At 61.3% G+C, this 19,941-nt stretch carries 18 protein-coding genes; 7 read left to right on the forward strand and 11 right to left on the reverse strand.

Annotated elements, in window-relative coordinates:
* Window positions 1-115: 115 nt before the first annotated feature.
* The 3 genes from dusA to ABE456_RS24805 all read right to left on the reverse strand — a co-directional run bounded on the left by dusA (window position 116) and on the right by ABE456_RS24805 (window position 2,523).
* Window positions 116-1,117 (reverse strand): tRNA dihydrouridine(20/20a) synthase DusA, encoded by a 1,002-nt coding sequence (dusA, locus tag ABE456_RS24795; RefSeq protein ID WP_346646287.1) that lies wholly within the window; start codon window positions 1,115-1,117, stop codon window positions 116-118.
* 149 nt (window positions 1,118-1,266) lie between these two features.
* Window positions 1,267-1,983 (reverse strand): GyrI-like domain-containing protein, encoded by a 717-nt coding sequence (locus ABE456_RS24800; protein WP_346646288.1) that lies wholly within the window; start codon window positions 1,981-1,983, stop codon window positions 1,267-1,269.
* 144 nt (window positions 1,984-2,127) lie between these two features.
* Window positions 2,128-2,523, reverse strand: coding sequence for a GFA family protein (locus ABE456_RS24805; protein WP_346646289.1), 396 nt, complete (start codon window positions 2,521-2,523; stop codon window positions 2,128-2,130).
* Between the two features lie 254 nt (window positions 2,524-2,777).
* Between ABE456_RS24805 and ABE456_RS24810 the strand changes: the two genes are divergently transcribed.
* From ABE456_RS24810 to ABE456_RS24830, 5 genes are all read left to right on the forward strand, one after another.
* Entirely contained in the window at window positions 2,778-3,332 is a 555-nt protein-coding gene (locus tag ABE456_RS24810) for an XRE family transcriptional regulator (protein WP_346646290.1), read from the forward strand.
* Window positions 3,333-3,359: 27 nt separating this feature from the next.
* Window positions 3,360-4,706, forward strand: coding sequence for a glutamine synthetase family protein (locus ABE456_RS24815; protein WP_346646291.1), 1,347 nt, complete (start codon window positions 3,360-3,362; stop codon window positions 4,704-4,706).
* Between the two features lie 72 nt (window positions 4,707-4,778).
* Window positions 4,779-5,552 (forward strand): gamma-glutamyl-gamma-aminobutyrate hydrolase family protein, encoded by a 774-nt coding sequence (locus tag ABE456_RS24820; protein WP_346646292.1) that lies wholly within the window; start codon window positions 4,779-4,781, stop codon window positions 5,550-5,552.
* Window positions 5,553-5,622: 70 nt separating this feature from the next.
* Window positions 5,623-6,981 carry an aspartate aminotransferase family protein gene (locus tag ABE456_RS24825; RefSeq protein WP_346646293.1) on the forward strand — a complete coding sequence of 453 codons (1,359 nt, stop codon included), beginning with the start codon at window positions 5,623-5,625 and terminating at the stop codon, window positions 6,979-6,981.
* A 311-nt stretch (window positions 6,982-7,292) separates the two neighbouring features.
* A complete protein-coding gene (locus ABE456_RS24830) occupies window positions 7,293-7,847 on the forward strand; it encodes an XRE family transcriptional regulator (protein ID WP_063913578.1) in 555 nt (184 codons plus the stop codon).
* Window positions 7,848-7,952: 105 nt separating this feature from the next.
* Here the strand turns inward: ABE456_RS24830 and ABE456_RS24835 are convergent, their stop codons facing one another.
* The 8 genes from ABE456_RS24835 to ABE456_RS24870 form a co-directional block, all read right to left on the reverse strand.
* Window positions 7,953-9,473 carry an NCS1 family nucleobase:cation symporter-1 gene (locus ABE456_RS24835; RefSeq protein WP_346646294.1) on the reverse strand — a complete coding sequence of 507 codons (1,521 nt, stop codon included), beginning with the start codon at window positions 9,471-9,473 and terminating at the stop codon, window positions 7,953-7,955.
* 316 nt (window positions 9,474-9,789) lie between these two features.
* Window positions 9,790-11,826 (reverse strand): TonB-dependent receptor, encoded by a 2,037-nt coding sequence (locus ABE456_RS24840; protein ID WP_346646295.1) that lies wholly within the window; start codon window positions 11,824-11,826, stop codon window positions 9,790-9,792.
* A 139-nt stretch (window positions 11,827-11,965) separates the two neighbouring features.
* A complete protein-coding gene (locus tag ABE456_RS24845) occupies window positions 11,966-12,340 on the reverse strand; it encodes a DUF2946 family protein (RefSeq protein WP_346646296.1) in 375 nt (124 codons plus the stop codon).
* 340 nt (window positions 12,341-12,680) lie between these two features.
* Window positions 12,681-12,971 carry a hypothetical protein gene (locus ABE456_RS24850; protein WP_346646297.1) on the reverse strand — a complete coding sequence of 97 codons (291 nt, stop codon included), beginning with the start codon at window positions 12,969-12,971 and terminating at the stop codon, window positions 12,681-12,683.
* 177 nt (window positions 12,972-13,148) lie between these two features.
* Entirely contained in the window at window positions 13,149-14,279 is a 1,131-nt protein-coding gene (locus tag ABE456_RS24855; RefSeq protein WP_346646298.1) for a HAMP domain-containing sensor histidine kinase, read from the reverse strand.
* A 158-nt stretch (window positions 14,280-14,437) separates the two neighbouring features.
* Window positions 14,438-16,231, reverse strand: a complete 1,794-nt coding sequence (locus ABE456_RS24860; RefSeq protein ID WP_346646299.1) for an alpha/beta fold hydrolase — start codon at window positions 16,229-16,231, stop codon at window positions 14,438-14,440.
* Between the two features lie 186 nt (window positions 16,232-16,417).
* A complete protein-coding gene (locus ABE456_RS24865) occupies window positions 16,418-18,025 on the reverse strand; it encodes a methyl-accepting chemotaxis protein (RefSeq protein ID WP_346646300.1) in 1,608 nt (535 codons plus the stop codon).
* 93 nt (window positions 18,026-18,118) lie between these two features.
* The gene (locus tag ABE456_RS24870; protein ID WP_346646301.1) at window positions 18,119-18,679 is read right to left on the reverse strand and encodes a nucleotidyltransferase family protein; all 561 of its coding nucleotides are present in this window, start codon (window positions 18,677-18,679) and stop codon (window positions 18,119-18,121) included.
* 527 nt (window positions 18,680-19,206) lie between these two features.
* Between ABE456_RS24870 and ABE456_RS24875 the strand changes: the two genes are divergently transcribed.
* Together ABE456_RS24875 and ABE456_RS24880 are read left to right on the forward strand one after the other, a co-directional pair.
* A complete protein-coding gene (locus ABE456_RS24875) occupies window positions 19,207-19,464 on the forward strand; it encodes a hypothetical protein (RefSeq protein WP_346646302.1) in 258 nt (85 codons plus the stop codon).
* Window positions 19,465-19,515: 51 nt separating this feature from the next.
* Window positions 19,516-19,803, forward strand: coding sequence for a DUF3077 domain-containing protein (locus ABE456_RS24880; protein ID WP_346646303.1), 288 nt, complete (start codon window positions 19,516-19,518; stop codon window positions 19,801-19,803).
* Window positions 19,804-19,941 lie beyond the last annotated feature (138 nt).

A 19,941-nucleotide genomic window follows, 5' to 3' on the forward strand; every position in this document is an offset into this window, starting at 1 on the left:
CTGCAAAGCAGCCCCAGGATTTCAGCGTAGACGCACAATTTGCCGGGGCTACTTTGCAGCCCTTTCGCGACACAAGGCCGCTCCCACACTGACTGCGCCGCTTGCCAGGGCAGAGTCAGCGCCCTTGCAACAACTCCACCGCCTGGTCAAACACCGCCAACGGCTCCGCCGCCTTGTGAATATCCGCCGACAGCAACTGGCGGAAGCGCCGTGCGCCCTTGAAGCCTTGGGCCAACCCCAGAATATGCCGGGTAACATGGTGCATCGCGCCACCACTTTCCATATGCGCGACGATATAAGGCCGCAGCTGTGCCAGCGCTTCACTGCGGCTGACCACTGGCGCCCCGCTGGCGAACAGTCGCTGGTCCACTTCGGCCAGCAGGTAAGGGTTGTGATACGCCTCACGCCCCAGCATCACACCATCGAAGTTCTGCAGGTGCGCCTGGCATTCGTCCAGGGTCTTGATCCCGCCGTTAAGCACGATCTCCAGGTCCGGGAAGTCTGCCTTCAACTGCGCCGCCACGTCATAGCGCAATGGCGGAATCTCGCGGTTTTCCTTCGGCGACAGCCCTTCCAGAATCGCGATGCGCGCATGCACGGTGAAACTGCGGCAGCCGGCCTCGCGCACCTGGCCGACGAAGTCGCACAGCTCGGCATAGCTGTCACGGCCGTTGATGCCAATGCGGTGCTTGACCGTTACCGGGGTCGACACCGCATCGCGCATGGCCTTCACGCAATCGGCCACCAGCGCCGGGTGGGCCATCAGGCAGGCACCGATCATGTTGTTCTGCACCCGGTCGCTCGGGCAGCCGACGTTGAGGTTGACCTCGTCGTACCCCGCTTCCTCGGCCAGGCGCGCACAGGCGGCCAGGTCGGCCGGCACGCTACCACCCAGCTGCAGGGCCAGCGGGTGCTCGGAAACGTCGTGGCGCAGGAAACGGTGGGCGTCGTTGTGCAGCAGGGCGCCGGTGGTGACCATTTCGGTGTAGAGCACGGTTTGCCTGGACAGCAGGCGCAGGAAAAACCGGCAGTGGCGGTCTGTCCAGTCCATCATCGGTGCAACGCTGAAGCGCCGAGACGGTTCCGCACGTTGGATTACAGCTGATTCTTGGGGCATCTGGGGCACACATCTGATACCCGGCGCGGTTGCCCGCTGCCGGGTGGATTTGGGAATTGGGCATAGTCTACCAATTTGGCCAGCCACGCGTCCGCGCCGGTGATGGTTGGCTTTGCCCGGCCCCTTTGCCCAGCCCCCTAAGGCCAGGCCTACTTCAGCGGCACATAGATATCCGTCTGCCATTGCTCCAGCGCCGTTTCCGGATACACGCTGAGGTAGTGGAAGAACAACGGATGGTCACGTAGCTCTTCATTGCTCGACGGTAACCAGTCACGGTAGAGCGGGTAGATGGTTTCGCTGATGTGGTCTGGCGAGCCGATATGCCGAATCACCGCACAACGCCCTGCCGGAATCACCCGTTCGTGCACGCCGAAATCGTTGGGCTGCACGGTTTCGTCGATCTCGCCGCACACAGCGAAGCGAAAGGCGTGGGCTGGGGTGGTGTCGGGGTTGTCGTAGGGGATGCCGAAGGTGCGGCTGCTGGCCACCGGCGACTGGCCGCTGTGCATGCGCCATTGGCGGAAGCGTGCAACGCTTTCACCGACCAGGCCGGGCGCCCCGATGTGTTCGAGCGCGGCCACGCGGGTTTCGGCGAAATCCACGATACGGATTTGCATGGTAATACTCCTGGATAGGTGAGGAACAACGAACACCGCACTCCAGGCCTGCCAGTTCGGCGCCTTGGCAAACACGCTCGGGGCCATGCCGAAGGCACGTTTGAACGCTCTGGAAAAAGCCTCGGGGCTTTCAAAACCGGCGCCGAAGGCGGCTTCCAGCACAGACGTGGCAGGCGTGGCGACCAGTTGATGCGCCGCGCGTCGAAGCCTCATCAACTGCACATACCGAGAAGGGCGTGTATGAACCATAGCGTGGATGGCACCGGCGTTGCCGGTGTTCGCGGCTAAAGCCCACAGGTGTAGTAATAGCCTTAAGTTTGCGCAGTACCTGTGGGAGCGGGCATGCCCGCGAAGGCGGCGATGCATAAATCTTCAGGTCTGCACTGGCCTTTGTCAGTCAAGCTCAGGTGCGTAAGGCGCGTGCCAGGGGGCGGCGCAATCAAGGTGAACATGTTTCTGCTTCGTGGGCAGGAACGGCGTATCAAGCGTGCCCAGCGCTATCGACACCCAGTCGGCAAACTCACCTCGGGAGCGTGACCAGAACAGGCTCGAGCCGCACGCTGCGCAAAACTCGCGCACGACCGTTGGCGAAGAGGCAAAAGCCTTGATGCTGCTGGCGCCGCGAAGTATTCGCAGCATGCTGCGCGGCACGCTGCCGTAGGACGCAAAAGCGGCACCGTGGCCTTTGCGGCACTGGCTGCAATGACAATGGCTCACGGCCTTTGGTGGGGTGAGTAGCTCGTAACTGACCGCTGCGCACAAGCAGCTTCCCTGGTATGGCTGTGTCATAGGCGCTTCCGTGCAGGTGAAAAGCGCCAGCCTATCGCTCTGCTGCCAGTCTGTTAAGCAGTCAGGGGCCACTTTGTGGCCCATTGCCGGCAAGCCAGCTCCCACAGGGGCTGCGCAACAGCCCCGGCTTGGCTCTGTGTGCCTCCAGACTTCTACTCGCGGATGCTCATTTTCCTGCTTCGCTTGACTCGTGAATTTTTTCAGGTATTTTTTCATGAAAAATAACTCAAAAAATTTCACGGCAGTCCGAATCGATGAAGATGCACGAAGAGGTTGAAGCCCTCGCGATCCTTATTCACGACCTGCGCAAATTCAAGAACCTGACCCTGGGCGAACTGGCCGAGCGTATCAACCGCTCGGTCGGCTTCCTCTCCCAGGTCGAACGCGGTGTTTCGCGCCCTACCGTGGCGGACCTCACCGCCATCAGTGAAGCGCTCGGCGTATCAACTGCGTACTTCTACAACCTGAGCAAGCCGCGCAGCATCAGCTGGGTCACGCGGCCCCACGAGCGGCGCACGTTGTACCTGGAGTCGGGCATCACCGATGTGCTGGCTTCGCCCACCATCGCCGGCGCCTTCTCCATGCTCGACAGCCATCTCGAGCCCGGCGCCACCAGTGGTGAGCCGTACCTGACTGACCGTTCCGAGCAGGGCTGTTTCGTGCTCGAAGGCGAACTCACGGTATGGCTGGACCAAGGCGAGGCCGTGACCCTGCAGGCCAACGACTGCTTCCAGCTGCAACCCCACGCGCAGTTCCGTTACGCCAACCTGACGGAAAAACCCACCCGTGTGCTCTGGGTTTTCAATTGAATTTGTTCACCTCACAAGGATAAGAAGATGAGTGTCATCTTTCCGGATCTGCTGACTGAAGTGCGTTCGTTCCGAGCGAAACACCCAGAAATCCGTTATGTCGACCTGATTGCCCTGGATATACCTGGGCATTTCTACGGCAAGCGCTACCCCATGGACATGCTGGAAAAAGTCGCAGCCGGCGCGCCGCTGAAGCTGCCGCAGAACTGCGTGCTGCTGGGTACCCAGGGTGGCCTCTACCCGATTGGTGACTACTGCTTCGCCGACGGCGACCCGGATGCCGCCCGGCGCCTGGTGCCGGGTACCCTGAAGCCGGTGCGCTGGGAACAGGAAGTGATCGCCCAGATGCTGATTACCTCCGACGGCACCGCCAAGCCTATCGAGTTCGAACCCCGTGAAGTGCTGGCTCGCGTGCTCCAGCGCCTGGCCAAGCGTGGCATCCGCCCGGTGGTGGCCTTCGAGCTGGAGTTCTACCTGTTCGACCGCAAGCTCGCTAACGGCCTGCCGCAGTACCCACGCGACACCGCGACCGAAGACGAAGATGACCAGCCGAACATGCACATCGAGCGGCTGTCACGCTTTTCGTCGGTGCTGCACGAAATGGTGGATGGCGCCAACGAGCAGGGCGTGCCGGCCAACGTCATCACCGCGGAGCTGGGCCCGGGCCAGTTCGAGATCAATTTCTCCCACAGTGACGATGCGCTGAGCGCGGCGGACTGGTCGGCGCTGTTCTGCCGCAGTACCCGCGGTATCGCGATGAAACACGGCTACCGTGCCAGCTTCATGAGTAAGCCGTACCTGGATGCGCCGGGCAGCGGCATGCATGTGCACGTCAGCCTGTACGACGCTGCCGGCAACAACATCCTGGCGGGCGCCGAACAGCGCAAGCTGCGCCATGCGGTGGCAGGGTGCCTGGAGCTGCTGCCGCACTGCATGCCGATTTTCGCCCCCAACCACAATGCCTACCGCCGTTACGGCGCCATGGTCAATGCGGCGAGCAAGGCCAGCTGGGGCTTCGAAGACCGCGATGCGTGCATTCGCATCCCTGAGTCCGACCCGCGCAACCTGCGCATCGAACACCGCCTTGCCGGCGCCGATGCCAACCCGTACCTGGTGCTGGCGGCCATCCTGACCGGGATGGAGCATGGCCTGGAGCGCGGCGTCGAGCCCATCGCCCCGCTGAACGACAACCGCCAGAGTGGCATCGATTTCCCCAAGGATGCCCTCAGTGCCCTGGCCGCCATGCGCCATCACCCGGTGGTCAACGAAGGCCTGGGCAGTGAGTTCGTGATGGTTTATTGCGAAAACAAATACCAGGAGCAACTGGACTTCATGCGCCACATCGACGCCCGCGAATACCGCTGGTTCCTGTAGCTGCTGCAGTTCGAACAGACGCCTTTCCAACGTTTCAATACCACGCGCAATACCGATTTGCCGGAGGAAGATATGCCACGTGTGCCCGTTATTGGCATTACCGCATGCACCAGCATGATTGAGCAGCATGCCACCCAGACCATCGCCGAGAAGTACGCACGTGCGGCGGCCAAGGCAGCGTGTGGCTTACCCATCGTGATACCCAGCCTCGGCGAGTTGATGGCCAGCGCCGATATCCTCGACGTGGTGGATGGGCTGATCTTCACCGGTTCGCCGTCCAACATCGAGCCGTTCCACTACAACGGCCCGGCCAGTGCCGAGGGCACCCAGCACGACCCGCTGCGTGATGCCACCACGTTGCCGCTGATGCGCGCGGCCATCGCTGCCGGTGTGCCGGTGCTGGGCATTTGCCGTGGCTTCCAGGAAATGAACGTGGCACTGGGCGGCACCTTGCACCAGAAGGTCCACGAGGCCGGCGTGTTCATGGACCACCGCGAAGGCAAGGGCGAGCCCATCGAAAAGCAATATGGCCCGCGCCACACCATGCATGTAGAGCCAGGTGGGCTGCTCGACCGCATGGGCTTGCCGGCGGTTTTCGACGTCAATTCCATCCATGGCCAGGGCATCGATGTACTGGCCCCTGGGCTGAGGGTGGAAGCGCTGGCGCCCGATGGCCTGGTGGAAGCGATCTCGGTCGAGAACGGCAAGGGTTTTGCCTTGGCCGTGCAATGGCACCCCGAGTTCCAGGTCATGGATAACCCGCATTACCTGACCATCTTCCAGTCCTTTGGCAAGGCCTGCCGGCAGCGCTCGGTACTGCGCCAGAAGCTGTTGCTGTCTGCCTGAATAGCCCCCGTACCCAAATACAGAAAAGTACCCGCGCAGCATGGCTGCGCAACTTGATGGAGTGAAGTCAATGAGTGAACAGAATTCGCAGACCCTTGCCTGGCAAGCGATGAGCCGCGACCACCACCTGGCCCCGTTCAGCGATGTGAAGCAACTGGCCGAGAAAGGCCCGCGCATCATCACCTCGGCCAAGGGCGTGTACCTTTGGGACAGCGAAGGCAACAAGATTCTCGACGGCATGGCGGGCCTGTGGTGCGTGGCGGTTGGCTATGGCCGGGATGAGCTGGCCGAGGTCGCCAGCCAGCAGATGAAGCAGTTGCCGTACTACAACCTGTTCTTCCAGACCGCGCACCCGCCCGCGCTGGAGCTGGCCAAGGCGATCGCCGATGTGGCCCCGCAAGGCATGAGCCATGTGTTCTTCACCGGCTCCGGCTCCGAAGGCAACGACACCGTACTGCGCATGGTCCGCCATTACTGGGCGCTCAAAGGCCAGAAGAGCAAGAAGGTGATCATTGGCCGCATCAACGGTTACCACGGCTCCACCGTGGCGGGCGCGGGCCTGGGCGGCATGAGTGGTATGCACCAGCAGGGCGGGTTGATTCCGGATATCGTGCACATCCCGCAGCCGTACTGGTTCGGTGAAGGTGGTGACATGACCGAGGCCGACTTCGGCGTGTGGGCAGCCGAGCAGCTGGAGAAGAAGATCCTCGAAGTTGGCGAAGACAACGTCGCCGCCTTCATCGCCGAACCGATCCAGGGCGCCGGTGGCGTGATCATTCCGCCGCAAACCTACTGGCCGAAGGTGAAGGAGATCCTGGCCAAGTACGACATCCTCTTCGTTGCCGACGAAGTGATTTGCGGCTTTGGCCGTACCGGTGAATGGTTCGGTAGCGACTACTACGACCTCAAGCCCGACCTGATGACCATCGCCAAGGGCCTCACCTCCGGCTATATCCCCATGGGCGGTGTGATCGTGCGTGACGAAGTGGCCAAAGTCATCAGCGAAGGCGGCGACTTCAACCACGGCTTCACCTATTCCGGCCACCCAGTGGCGGCTGCGGTGGGCCTGGAGAACCTGCGGATCCTGCGTGACGAGCAGATCATCGAGCAGGTGCATGATAAAACCGCGCCTTATCTGCAACAGCGCCTGCGCGAACTGGCCGACCACCCGCTGGTAGGCGAAGTGCGTGGCCTGGGCATGCTTGGCGCGATCGAACTGGTGAAAGACAAGGCCAGCCGTGCCCGCTATGAAGGCAAGGGCGTGGGCATGATCTGCCGCCAGCACTGCTTCGACAACGGCCTGATCATGCGCGCCGTGGGCGACACCATGATCATCGCGCCGCCACTGGTAATCAGTATCGAAGAGATCGACGAGTTGGTGGAAAAGGCCCGCAAGTGCCTGGACCTGACGTACGAGGCTGTGCGCTAAGCGAAGGCAGCGCAGGGACTCTGTGGGAGTGGGTTTACCCACGAACACCGGCGCAGCCGGTGCCATACACTGCGTTGGATTCTTCGCGGGTGAACCCGCTCCCACAGGTAAAGTGCATATTTCAAGAATTGCGCAGTCCCTGTAGGAGCTGGCTTGCCTGCGATGGGTCGCAAGGCGGCCCCAAGTTACCAGCTGTCAGCCCATAATCCACCCCCGCCAGTTCCCGCAATTCCTTGAAGAATCTTGCTTTGTGCAATGAATCATGTACTTTTCAGGGCATTATTCTCCCGTCCGAAAGTCGCGATTCAACTATGAAAGTGCACGAAGAAATTGAAGGCCTGGCAGTACTGATTCGCGACCTGCGCAAGTTCAAAGGCCTGACCCTGGGCGAGCTGGCCCAGCGCATTGGCCGTTCGGTGGGCTTTCTGTCCCAGGTCGAACGGGGTGTATCGCGCCCAACCGTGGCCGACCTCACGGCTATCAGCGAGGAACTCGGCGTCTCCACGGCCTACTTCTACAAGCTGGACAAGCCCCGCGAGCTCGACTGGGTCACCCGCCCTCACGAGCGCCGTACGCTTCACCTGGCAGGCGGCATCACCGATGTGCTGGCATCCCCGACGATAACCGGCGCGTTCTCCATGCTCGATAGCCACCTGGAACCGGGGGCCAGCAGCGGCGAGGAGTACCTGGACGACAGTTCGGAACAGGGCTGCTTTGTGCTTGAAGGCGAGCTGACCGTCTGGCTGGATGGCGGCGAGCCGGTAACCCTGCGCGCCAGTGACAGTTTTCAGCTGCAACCCCACGCAAGTTTTCGTTACGCCAACCTCACCGACAAGCCCACGCGCGTACTCTGGGTGTTCAGTTAACGCAAAGGAACGGCGCTGGCGAAAAAGCCAGCAGGGCAAGGGTATGGAAAAAGGTTCATCGTGCCTCAGTAGGCGCGATGAACCTTTTTCTGTTTCCGGCCCCGGTCAGTGGTGCGTGCTATCCACTGCGATGGTTTCGCCGGATACGTCGAGGTACTTGGCGCTGCGGTTGGCGATGGCGTAGTGGATCAGCCCGCCCAGGCCGGCACCGAAGAACCAGGAGAACTGCGACAGCGTATCGAACGCCGGTACCAGCGCCAGCACGATGGCGATCAGCGCCGCCGGGATGAACGCCGCTACGGCGCGCAGGTTGACCCCACCACGGTAGTGATAGGCGGCCTGGCTGCTTTCGCTATACAGCTCAGGCAGGTTCACCCGGCCGCGGCGTATCAGGTAGTAGTCGGTGACGATAATTCCGTACAGTGGGCCGAGCAGGGCACCCAGGCCGCCGAGGAAGTACACGATCACCGACGGGCTGTTGTACAGGTGCCAGGGCAGGATCAGCACCGCGATGGAGGCGCTGAGCATGCCGGCGCGGCGGAAGTTCAGCAGGTTCGGTGCCAGGTTGGTGAGCACGAAAGCCGGGGCGACGAAGTTGGCCATGATGTTCACCGCCACGGTGACGATCAGGAAGGCCAGGCAGGCCAGCACCAGGCCGGCGGTGCTTGGGATGGCGGCGACGATCTCGGTCGGGCCCTGCACCAGCTTGCCGTCGATGCTGAACTGCGCACCGGCCAGCACCACGGCGATCAGCGCGAAGCCGAGCATGTTCACCGGCAGGCCCCAGAAGTTGCCCACGCTGATGGTGCGGCGGTCGGGGCAGTTACGGGTAAAGTCGCAGAAGTTGAGGATCATGGTGCCGTACAGCGAGACCCACAGCGCGGCGGCACCGAGTATTTTCAGCCACATGGTGGAGCCGGTCGGCGCGTTGCCGCTGGACCAGGAAATCGCCAGGCCACTGCGCCAGTACATCCAGCCCGCCAGGCCTGCGAAGGCAACCAGGATGATCGGCCCGGCGAGGGATTCGTAGCGGCGTACCATCTCCATGCCGTAGGCGAAGATCGCCACCTGCACGCACCAGATGCCGAGGAAGGTGACCCAGCCCAGGGTCGACAGGCCGAGGATCGAGTTCTGGTCGTAGGGCTTGAGGTCCGGGGCGATGGCAATGAGCAGGACGCGCAGCACTACCGAGGCAAGGTATGTCTGAATACCGAACCAGGCGATGGCGATTACCGCGCGGATCAGTGCCGGGATCTGTGCACCATGGATGCCGAAGCTGATCCGGCACATCACGGGGTAGGGCAGGCCTGTCTTCTGCCCCATGTAACCGGACAGGTTCATCAGGCCATAGATCACCAGCGCGCCAAGGGCGATGGCTGCGAGGATCTGTGCGCCGCTCATGCCCAGCGCGAAGAGGCCGATGGCGAAGGAATAGTTGGCGATGTTGTGCACATCGTTGGTCCACAGTGCAAACAGGCTGTAGCGCCCCCAGGTGCGATTTGCCGCGCGGGTTGGTGCCAGGTCGGTACTGTACAGACGCGGGCTCAGCTCCAGCTGACTGGGCCCAGCCGTTTCGGCAGGGAGAGCATTAAGCTGGGCAACACCGGGACGTGAGATTGACGCCATCGTGACTCCGTAATGCTTGTGTACTTTTATTATTGGGTTTGTATACAAACAATGTTCATGCCAACCCGCGAGTTGGGTGCAACTTAGGGTTGGTGCGTCCTGGTCAAGCGTCGTCGCCACTCCTGATCTGGCGGTTGCCGGCTCCGCGCATCGGAAATTTATCTATGATTTTATTGACTTTTCAGTCGATTTTTTTTGCCTTGCAGCCTTAACCAAAAAGTGGGAATTTTGTGCACATATTCCGTGCCAAGGTGTTACTGACCTGTCTTGTTGTGCCTGCCGGCGATGGGCTGCGAAGCAGCCCCGGTAGGCATTTTTACATCCGCCACTCCAGCCCAAAGAACAGGCTCTGGCCATCGCCAGGAAGAAACTGGGCGCTGTCCTGGCCCCGCGCGTCGGCAATCACCCCGGTCGTGGCCGCGTAGGTCTTGTCGGAGAGGTTGCGCCCTTCAACGAAGAAACCCAGGCCGGTGGCCGGCCGATAGCCGCCTTTCAAGCCCCAGATCGCATAGCCATCGGCATACAGGGTTTCTGCCTGGTCCACGTTGTAATGGGTGGGTACCCACTCGAATGTCGGCCCGACGTACCAACCGTCCAGCTGCCACAAGGCTTCGCCCTTTACAAACTGGCGTGGCACACCGGCAAGGCGGTTATCGCCATAGACCTTGTCACCGTCGAAACGAAAGTCGTTGAGCAGGTACTGGCCACGCAGGGTAAATTGGCCAAGCGTCCAGGCTGCACCTAATTCAACACCTTGGTGAATGGTGTGGTCGGCGTTGACTGTACCCAGTGGCTGCCCATTGCTGTCGTTGAGTGTGAGCAGTTCATCGTGAATCTCGCTGCGATACACCGCCAGGTCCAGGTCGAGGGTTTCACGCGACCAGCGCATGCCTACTTCAAGGGTATTGGCTTTTTGCTCGTCGTTCTGGGTTACCACCTGGCCCCCGGTGAGTTCACTGAAGGTTGGCGGTTCCAGGCTTTGGCTCAGGTTGGCGAACACCTGCAAGCCTTCGGCCGCGTCATGGCGCACCCCGATGCGGCCGATATAGCCCTGGTAGGTGGCGTCGAACGACTCATCTTGTGGCAGGCAAAACGCCGTGACGAACGCGTTGCACTTCAGGCGGTCGTCAACTTCTCGCTGTTGGTGCAGCCAGGCAGCACCACCGATCAGCGCCCAGCGTTCGGCCACGGGGATTTCCAGCTCGCCGAACGCATTGAGGTTGCGCGCAGTCTGGTGCAGTTCGTTGACCTTGCGCCCTTTGTGCCCGGCAACGTTGACATAGCGGGAGTCCCAGTTGCGTCCCTGGCTGGCCTCTACACCAGCAGTCGTGCGCCAACCCTGATCGTTCTGCCACTTGTGCGCCAGGCGCGCGCCATAGTCTTCGCTGTCAATATCGAGTACCTGGAAGATGGGGTGGAACAGCGACTTTTCGCTGTAGTAGGTCGCCAGCTCCAGGCTGTGACTACCCTCCAGTTGCAAGGTGGTGATGTTGCCGACCCGGTTGAGGGTGAAGTCACGTTGTTGATCGCCCCTGATGCTGTCCGCCGATGCCTGCTTGGGGTCGCTGCGCATCTGTGCCTTGGTCAGGTTACCGGGCAGGTCGGAGTCGGTTTCCACGTGGGTCAGGTAGAAACGGGTGGCTAGGCTATCGTTGATGCGCCCGCCAAGGTTTGCAAAATAGCGCTGGTTATCCTGCCTGGAATGGTCGCGGAAACCGTCCTGGTTTGAGTCCGACAAACTCACGAAACCATCCCAGTCGCCAAAGTCCTGGGCAAACGCGCCATAGCGGCGCTGGTAGCCAAAACTGCCGCCCTCGTAGCGCAGGTCTACCGGCGGCGCGGTCGCGCCGGTGGGCGTCACGAAGTTGATCGCGCCGCCCAGGTTGGCCGCACCGTAGCGCCAGGCATTGGCGCCGCGTAGCACCTCGATATGGTCGGTAGCCAGCGGTTCGATGGTCTGGAAGTCGAAGCTGCCATCAGCCAGGTTGACCGGTGCGCCGTCTTGCATCAGCAACAGCCCACGGCCGTGGAAGGTGCGTTGCAGGCCAGAACCACGAATCGACAGGCGCGATTCCTCAGCACCGAAACGCGGCTGGATGAATACCCCGGTGGCCAGGCCCAGGGCATCCTGCAAGGTACTGCTGCGGCCAGTCTTGTAGGTTTCGGCGTCAACTACCGCAGCGGCGCCGGGGATACGCGCGAAGTCGGCGCGCTTTTCGCCGATGGTGGGGGCGGTCGGATCATTGCGGTACTCGTCCTTGATCAGGGTTTCATCAAGTACCACTTGATCAGCGTATGCAAGCGGGCTCAGGCCCAGGCTCAACGCCAGGCTCAGCAAAGGAATATGGCGCATCGTGCGCTCCTTGGTTCAAGTGTTCAGTCGTTCGATTTGGCAAAGCATGCTTTTGCGGCGGGCAGGCACAACTGAACCGTCAGGCAGGCGCACTAAGGTGCCCGCGGCGAAGGTGCAGGTGCGAGTGCGTCGAACGCTGCTAAGGAGCGCGGGGGTTGGCCGGGGGCCAGATGAAGCGGGGGGAAGCATGGGGGGCTGGCTGGGAAAGGACGAAGGTCTTGCCAGCCGGGCGCAGTAACCAGCTGAGGCACAGCAGTGCAGCAATGCTCAGGGTTACAGCACTGCAGAGAGGGCAGCCCAGGTTGGGCATCACGCTGTAGCTTTTCGATTCACTGAAACTGCTTTTAAGTGCGGCCCCGGCGTGGTTGTCAGCTGAGCAAAACAGGCCGCCGACGCCATTGAGTGCCAAGCCGCTCTGTTGCCCATGGTTGATACTGCAGGCCAATGCGCTGAACAGCACGCAGGCGTAGAGCAACCAGGCGATCAGTGAGCGATGACTGCGAACAACACTCATGGGTTTGGCTCTTGCTGGACGTTCATTGATTGTAGCGATGATTCCATCCCCCACTGAAAAGAACCGCCAGTTGCCATGGGGCAAATCAGGAGGCTGCGGGAGCCGTGAGTGAGGGGCCGCCAAGCGGCCCCCGTTTCACGCTGCACTCATTTGATGCTGATTGGTGCGGTCATGCGGCAAGATGGCGATGAGCCATTGGTGGTCTTTTGCCTGGATTTACAGGGAGGAGCAATGGCTGTGCCAACAGAGCATTCGTTAAGAATCTGGCCCATGGAGGTTGCTTGAGGTGGGTGGCCGCTGACATCTGTGTGCAACGACCACCATTAAGACGGGCTTGAATCTAGGCTACTTGTTTCACAGCTGGGCGCTGGTCGGTAGCAAGTCGTCTTGCACGCCCCACGCCCCAGGCCAGAGCCCGAGTGGTGGATTCACCCGGTCGAGAATCGAAGGCCTCTTCGTGCAGGGCCATTCCGCAGCCCGCATACACGCCGATGAACATCTGCGTGTGGCCAGTCCGGGAAAGCCTGACCTGGACATCTATCGAGGTGCCGTCGTCCAGCGCCTCGTCATGAGCCCGATGATGAAGCACTGGATCTGCCCAGCCCCAAAAAACATGACCGCGAATACGCATGCCGTTCTCCTACGACTTTAGTCTTATAGTCCGTCAAAGATAGCTTGCGAAGATGACGTTTCAACTGTGCAGGATACTGGCGGCGCTCATTCAGACAATCGGCAGGAAACCGCTACAAAACAAAGCGCTATGTACAACCTGCAGATGCTCACGCGGCACCCCCCTGATGAACAGGGTTCACCCCGTTGAAGCGGGCAGAATGACCTCGAACGTCGTCCCTTGCTCGTCGGTCGATTGCACTTCGATTCTGCCACCGTGACTTGAGACGATCTCCGATGCGATGAACAGCCCAAGGCCTAGCCCCGCCGTAGAGCCCCGTTCGCCGGACGAATAGCTTGAGTATCTGCCTTCTGGCTTGAACAGGTATGGCATCAGTTCAGGAGGGATAGGTTCGCCTGAGTTTTGCACGCTGACCCGTGTAGCGCCCTGTACCTCGCCAACCGTGACCTTGATCGGGGTCGTTGAATCACCGTGCCGCAGGGCATTGCCTATCAGGTTGCTGAACACCTGAGCGATGCGGTCAGGATCAAATTGGCCCGTGATGTGCGTTTGCTCATCGAGGGTAATCTTCGCGTGCGGGAACGCCGTGCGTAGTTCGTCAATCACAGCGTGGCAGATTGGATTCAACGCCACGCAGCGCAAGTCCACTGGAATGCCAGTGCCCAGGTTGCAGCGGGCCAGGTCCAGCAGGTCGTTGATCATGGCGTTCGCCCTGCGTGCGCTGGTACAGACTTGGGTAGCGAGCACCTTGGCCTTTGCATCCAGCCCCTTTTGCCGCTGGAGCAGCTCGCCAGCCATGAGAACCGCGCCCAAGGGGGAGCGCAAGTCATGGCCCAGCACTGCCAGCACCATTTTTCGGGTCGATTCCACTGCTGATCCGTACGCGGCGATGGACTCTGCGAGCGCCTGGTCGATGGCTTCATTGAAGCGAATCATGTCCTGGACATGATGCGTCCCTGCCAACGACTCTTGGTTAAGCCAGAGTGACAAGACGCTGGAGCGCAATGCCCGGTATTCGGACACCATCTGATCCATTGAAAACCCAGCTATCAAACGAGCGACCGCATGGGTTTGCGCTGCCGTATCGCTGGAGCCCGTAGGCCCTCTCCCTTGTGCCTTTTCAGATTGCTGGTGCCTGGCCTGGGGCGTTCTCATGTCCAAGGCAACAGTACGCAGCATTTTCTCGGCATGATTGCGCAAGCCGACAGCATCCAGTTTCGGCAGGTCTGTTTCAACCGAGCGAGCATAGTTTTCCCAAGCCAGGAGAATCTGCTCCATGCTGCTATCGATGAAGTTGAACAGTCTCATGCGGATCTCGACCCTGCTCCTGAAAAGCCCTCCAAAAGCCTAGCCTATCGCGCCAACAACCGAGACCCCGGCGCCGTGCCGCTCGGCTGATCCTGGTTTGCGCAAAGTGCTGCCCCCCACGTCTGGCGTGGGGGTAGCCTGAGGAGCAGATGGCCGCTTCAACGCTCCATGACATAGGTGCCAGGTGCGGGGCAGAGGGGTGGGTACTTGCGCGAGCCGAGCTTCTTCGGCGCCGCCAGGCTGTCGCCCGAGCGCTGCCCGATCCATTCGCGCCAATGCGGCCACCAGCTGCCTTGCTGGCGCTCCCCGGCGTTCTGCAGCCAGGCCTCCGGGGCCTCGGCTGCGGCAGGTGCCGCGTAGTAGAACGACTTCGGGTTGCCCGGCGGGTTCACCAGGCTTTGCAAGTGCCCGGCATTGGACAGCACGTAGGTGGAGTTTTCGCCAAACAGCCGGGCGGTGCCATAGCAGCCCTGCCAAGGGGTGATGTGGTCGGTGGTGCCGCCCACCACATAGGCGCCCACCTTTACCAGGGTCATGTCGATCGCCTCGCCGGCAACCTCCAGGGTACCCGGGTTGCTGTAGGGGTTTTGCTGGATCAGGTCGAGGTAGTCAGCGTGCAGTTGGGCCGGTAGCCGCGTGGTGTCGTTGTTCCAGGCCAGGATGTCGAAAGCCGGCGGTTTGTTGCCCAGCAGGTAGTTGTTTACCCAGTAGTTCCAGATCAGGTCGTTCGGGCGCATCCAGGCGAACATGCGGGCCATGCCCTGGCCGCTCAGCACGCCTTTGCGCCGGGAGCTGGCCTTGGCCGCGCGCAGGGCGGACGGGGTGCTGAACAGCCCCAGGGTGGTGTCGTCCAGTGCCGAGGGCATGTCGAGCACGCACACCGCCCAGCTGGTATTGGCCACCTTGTGGCCTTCGCCACGGGCCGCCAGCCAGCCCAGGTAGGCGGCCAGGGTGATGCCGCCCGAGCAGGAGCCCCACATGTTTACATCCGGGCTACGGGTGATTCTGCGCGCCACGTCCACAGCCTGGTCCAGGCACAGGGCGTAATCGGACAAGCCCCAGTCGCGATGCTCGCGGGTGGGGTTGCGCCAACTGATGACGAACAGGGTTACGCCGCTGTCCTGAATCCACTTGATCAGGCTTTTCTCCGGCGATAGGTCGATGGCGTAGTACTTGTTGATTTGCGGCGGCGACATCACCAAAGGCCTGGCAAAAACACGTTCGGTGGTGGGGGCGAACTGCAGCAGCTCGAACATGTCGGTGCGAAAGACCACTTCGCCCTTGGCCGTGGCAATGTTTTCCCCAACCTTGAATGGCGCGCTGTCGACCTGTCTCGGGAGGCCGCGGTTGTTCAGGAGATCGTCGCCGAACTGGCGGATGCCCCTGGCCAGGCTCATGCCGCCAGTGTCCACCAGCTTGCGCAGCGCCGTCGGATTGGTCAGCGGCGAGTTGCTCGGTGCCATGGCGTCGGCCAGGAGGGCTGCTATGAAGCGGGCGCGGCTCTTTTCCGGCGGGGCAAGGTTGGTGGACTCGATAAAGCGGTTCAGCTCACTTTGGCCAGCCAGGTAGCTCTGCAGCAGTGCGCGCAGGAAGGCGTTGGTTTGCCAGGCCGGGTCGGCGAAGCGCTTGTCCTTTGGGTCTGGCGCGATGCAGGAATGGCCACCGACGATGCCACGCAGCGACTTCAGGTAGCCACCCGCATGAGCACCAGCCTTGAGCGGCGACTTGCCCACCGCCTTGAACAGGCAGCCAGCCCAGCTGGCCAGGTCGGCCGGGCGCACGCTGACTAGCGGGTTGCCCGCCAGGGTCTGGTTGGCAGCGGTGCCGATCAGCTCTTGGTGCAGCGCGTTGTCCGGGAGGTTGGCCCCCTTGCGTGCGCGGCGCTTTCGGTCGGCTGCAGGGAGGCGCTGGGTGGGGGTTGCGGTCTCGCTCGTTCGGGTGGCTCTGCTCATGGCTGCTCTCGTGATTCCGGGCACGGTTTTGTTGTGCACCGACTCTAAGGCAGCAATGGCTGTGGCCACTTCGCATCGCACGTCAGCGAATTTTCATTTCATGACGAGCGCAATCCATTGCCGATGGTTAACCATCGGCCGATGGCTGCGCAGGTGCAAGCCTGTTTCAGGGTTTGAGCGTTTGCCTCAGGTCTGGAACAGCTGCACCGCGCGCTGCATGCTGCTTGCCACGCTGTCCAGGTGCTGGGCGGCAGCGGCCAGCTCATTTACCGTCTGGTTGTTCTGCTGCGACATGCGGGCGATCCGCTCGACCCGCTGGGCCACCTCGCTGCTGGCCTTGCTCTGCTCACCGATAGTGTGGGAAATCTCTTCCACCATATTGGCGGCGCGTTGGGCGCCGCCACGGATCTCGCTGATCGACTCGCCGGCCTGGCGCGCCAGGTTGACCCCGTCGTTCACCCGCGTCACCCCGGTTTGCATACTGTTCACCGCCTGGGCGGTGCTGCTGCGAATGCGATCGATCATGCCGGTTATTTCCTGCGTCGACAGGGCCGTGCGCGCCGCCAGGCTGCGCACCTCATCGGCGACCACGGCGAAGCCGCGCCCGGCCTCGCCGGCACGGGCCGCCTCGATGGCGGCGTTGAGCGCCAACAGGTTGGTCTGTTCGGCAATGCCGCTTATGACCTGGATGATCGAGTGAATTTCCTCGGACGACTGGCCCAGGGCGGTGATAGTGCTGGACGATTCGTTGACCGCCTCGGCGATGCGGCTCATGCCGTTCACCACGCCAAGAATCACCTGGCCGCCGTCGCTGGCCAGCTGCTGGGACTGGGATGAGATTGCCTGGGCGTTGCGCGCATGGTCGGCGATCTGGGCGATGTTCTGGATCATCTGCTCCATGGCTGCGGCCATGTTGGTGGCGTGGTCCGACTCCTCGCGTGAGCTGTGCACGATGTTTTGCGAGGCGCCGCTGAGGTTCTGGGCGGTGCTCTGCAACTGCTCGCTCTCATGGCGGATGGTGTCGATCATCTGCTTGAGGTTGCCCTGCATGTCGGCCAGGGCCTGCAGTAGCTGGCCGGCTTCATCGTTTCGCTCGATCTGGATCGGGCTGCGCAGGTTGCCCTGGGCGATGGCCCTGGCCACGGTGATGGTCTTGCTCAGCGGCCGCAGCACGCTGGCCATCAGGTGGCGGGTGATCAAACCAAGCAGCAGGCAGATCAGCAGGATGCCGCCGATCAGCAGCCAGGCAGCCTGGTGGGTGGTCGCCTTGCTGTCGGCACGTACCTGCGCAGCGTGTTGTTCGATCAGCTCGCTGAGCGCCTCGTTCTTCTTTTCCAGCTCGGTGAAGCTCTGGTCGAAGGCCGGCATTTCGGCGCGCGCCGCCTGCGGGTCGCTCAGGGCCAGGGTAACCATGCGCTCGGCCTGGGCGATGTAGGTTTTGAGTGCGGGCCGTGACTGGTCGATGGCCTGACGGATGCCCGCGTTCAACGGCAGTTCGGCATTGGCCGCCAGGCTGCGCTGGAACCACTGGCTGTGCTCACGCAGGTCGCTGCGTACCTGTTCGGCGGCGGCGCTGTCGCCGGGCGCTGCGTAGAAGGCGGCAAGAACATCGGCGCGCAGGGCGTCGTGCATCATGTCGCCTTCCAGGTGGTTGCGCAGGGCGCTGACATTCAGCTCGCTGTCGGCCAGGACCTCGGCCAGGCGCACCTGCCCCCAGTAGCCCGTGCCCCCCAGCAGGGCGGCGGCACTCACGCTAATGGCACCACAGACGACCATTTTCTGACGGATATTCACGTAAAATTCCCCCCGAGCACTTGTGTAAATCCTACTTTAGTTGCAGGCGGGGCGGATACTGGGGCGATAGCCATCCACGTCGATCGCGGTACCTCACTCAACCAATGCAAGCCATGGCCATCGCTCCCGGTAGCTGGCGGCTTTCTCCCTGAACAAGTTTGGCCGTGGGTTCAGTTCGTTCATCCGCAGCAGGTCGTTTTGCAAGTCTTCCAGGCCGTGCGTGCTGTAAAGCATGCCTGTGCGCACATAGACGCCCAGGCAGGTCGAGCGGATCAGGTACCGGTCGATGCCATCCGTCACCTTGTTCAACGGTGAATAAGCGCCGCCAAACTTCGCTTGGTACCACAAGTGAACGCGGGCCTGATTGCGGACTTCCACGTTGACGCCAAGGTGCGCGCACGCCTTTTGAACCTGGGCGATAACCCGGTCCTCTGCCTCCCAGGACAAGTCGGTGTCGAAATAGGCGATGTCGTAGTCTTTGATGCCCCATTCGGCAGGCAGCCCTGCGCGGTGGTTCCAGAACGTCTGGAACAGTGCGCCTGCGGTCAACATGCAGTGAGGAATATCCAGCGTTGGCAGCATGGCCAAGAGCGCCTGGTTTACCGGGTTTTCGCGGATGATTGCCAGTACCTGCTCGTCACTGAGTGAATGCATGGATGCCGTCCTTGATTGTTGCATTGCTGGGGACTGAGCCTACTCGAATGACACTAGATTGTGGTGCCTTAGTTGTTCTCAAAAAAAGAAAGTGCTGTAGGAATTTTCGCTATATTTGGATTTTGATGTGAGTGCTAATTCGTAGAAAGCTATTTTGTGTGAATGATTGTGGTATTAGTTGGTCCTACAAAAAATAATCAGTTTTTTCCCCTTCCATGTAGTCCATTTCTGAATCATCCTTTTCAAGCCATTTCACCATTGCGATGGAAACCTGAGCCCCCTAGTCTCGACCTGTCGTTGCAAATTCAACGACCGGGTCTGCAAGCCTGGGGGTTAACTAGAAAGGCTCACCATCAGCTAACGGCGTTCTGCGCTCAGCAGCGTTTCATGGTGGCTGCGTACGGGTGGTCTTCGGACCAGTCGGGCTTTCTAGTTGCCCCGGCCTTGCAGGCCTTTACGTAGCCGCCACCCAATCATCTGCAAGTGAGCAGGTGGCGATCTTGGTAGTGCAACTAGAGAGATTCGCCATGCTCAAAATTGTTCCCGATCCACCTTGCTCCACTGACCCATCCCACCACCTTGAAGACACCCTGACCCAGGCCACGGAATACGTGCTCTGCGCCTTGTCAGTAGGCCATCACGCCATCTCCACGCTACCCAAGTCTCCCGCCACCATCATGACCCTGGCGGTCATGCATGAAATGGAGGCTGTGCGTACGTTGCTGGAGTCGGCGATTGCTCAGGTGCAGCTCAGGGACAGGCCGCAGATGCATACCTTGCATTGATCGGCTGATTATCAATTTTTGCTGGCTGGCAGAATTACAAGAGGGTTTCAGATGGACAAGGATTTGGATGACGACACCGGCACCCTGGGCCTGACCGTAGGCGCGGCCACTTTCCTGGACGGCATCATCGACGGCAAGAAGCTGTTCCGCGTCGAGCCTGGGAACTGCTGTGACCATGCTGTCGAGCAAGCATCAGTCTTGATGGACTGCTCCCGGCGGGCATCGTTTATCGGGGTGATGGACAACGAACCGGTGCTGGTCTGGGCGTCGCACTTTCTCTGCGACATGGCCAAAGCACTGATGGATGACGCCCACATGGGCATGCGCAAGAACAGATGACCTAGCCGCAAATGGCGTGTGGCCTGAAGGGCGCTGCCCCTGCATCAGGCCATGCGGTGGATGGCCGCGGTTACACGGTCTTTGTGGGAGCGGCCTTGCGTCGCGAAAGGGCCGCAAAGTGGCCCCAGGATTTTTGCG

The sequence above is a fragment of the Pseudomonas sp. TWI929 genome, assembly GCF_039673335.1.
In the GTDB taxonomy this organism is placed as follows: Bacteria; Pseudomonadota; Gammaproteobacteria; order Pseudomonadales; family Pseudomonadaceae; genus Aquipseudomonas.

What these genes read in the sequence shown, in the direction of transcription:
- ABE456_RS24870 (WP_346646301.1), bottom strand. Translation starts at nt 18,679, where the DNA reads ATGCATTCACTCAGTGACGAGCAGGTACTGGCAATCATCCGCGAAAAC.
- ABE456_RS24825 (WP_346646293.1), top strand. Translation starts at nt 5,623, where the DNA reads ATGAGTGAACAGAATTCGCAGACCCTTGCCTGGCAAGCGATGAGCCGC.
- ABE456_RS24840 (WP_346646295.1), bottom strand. Translation starts at nt 11,826, where the DNA reads ATGCGCCATATTCCTTTGCTGAGCCTGGCGTTGAGCCTGGGCCTGAGC.
- ABE456_RS24860 (WP_346646299.1), bottom strand. Translation starts at nt 16,231, where the DNA reads ATGAGCAGAGCCACCCGAACGAGCGAGACCGCAACCCCCACCCAGCGC.
- ABE456_RS24820 (WP_346646292.1), top strand. Translation starts at nt 4,779, where the DNA reads ATGCCACGTGTGCCCGTTATTGGCATTACCGCATGCACCAGCATGATT.
- ABE456_RS24845 (WP_346646296.1), bottom strand. Translation starts at nt 12,340, where the DNA reads ATGAGTGTTGTTCGCAGTCATCGCTCACTGATCGCCTGGTTGCTCTAC.
- ABE456_RS24875 (WP_346646302.1), top strand. Translation starts at nt 19,207, where the DNA reads ATGCTCAAAATTGTTCCCGATCCACCTTGCTCCACTGACCCATCCCAC.
- ABE456_RS24835 (WP_346646294.1), bottom strand. Translation starts at nt 9,473, where the DNA reads ATGGCGTCAATCTCACGTCCCGGTGTTGCCCAGCTTAATGCTCTCCCT.
- ABE456_RS24800 (WP_346646288.1), bottom strand. Translation starts at nt 1,983, where the DNA reads ATGGTTCATACACGCCCTTCTCGGTATGTGCAGTTGATGAGGCTTCGA.
- ABE456_RS24815 (WP_346646291.1), top strand. Translation starts at nt 3,360, where the DNA reads ATGAGTGTCATCTTTCCGGATCTGCTGACTGAAGTGCGTTCGTTCCGA.
- dusA (WP_346646287.1), bottom strand. Translation starts at nt 1,117, where the DNA reads ATGCCCCAAGAATCAGCTGTAATCCAACGTGCGGAACCGTCTCGGCGC.
- ABE456_RS24805 (WP_346646289.1), bottom strand. Translation starts at nt 2,523, where the DNA reads ATGACACAGCCATACCAGGGAAGCTGCTTGTGCGCAGCGGTCAGTTAC.
- ABE456_RS24830 (WP_063913578.1), top strand. Translation starts at nt 7,293, where the DNA reads ATGAAAGTGCACGAAGAAATTGAAGGCCTGGCAGTACTGATTCGCGAC.
- ABE456_RS24810 (WP_346646290.1), top strand. Translation starts at nt 2,778, where the DNA reads ATGAAGATGCACGAAGAGGTTGAAGCCCTCGCGATCCTTATTCACGAC.
- ABE456_RS24880 (WP_346646303.1), top strand. Translation starts at nt 19,516, where the DNA reads ATGGACAAGGATTTGGATGACGACACCGGCACCCTGGGCCTGACCGTA.
- ABE456_RS24855 (WP_346646298.1), bottom strand. Translation starts at nt 14,279, where the DNA reads ATGAGACTGTTCAACTTCATCGATAGCAGCATGGAGCAGATTCTCCTG.
- ABE456_RS24850 (WP_346646297.1), bottom strand. Translation starts at nt 12,971, where the DNA reads ATGCGTATTCGCGGTCATGTTTTTTGGGGCTGGGCAGATCCAGTGCTT.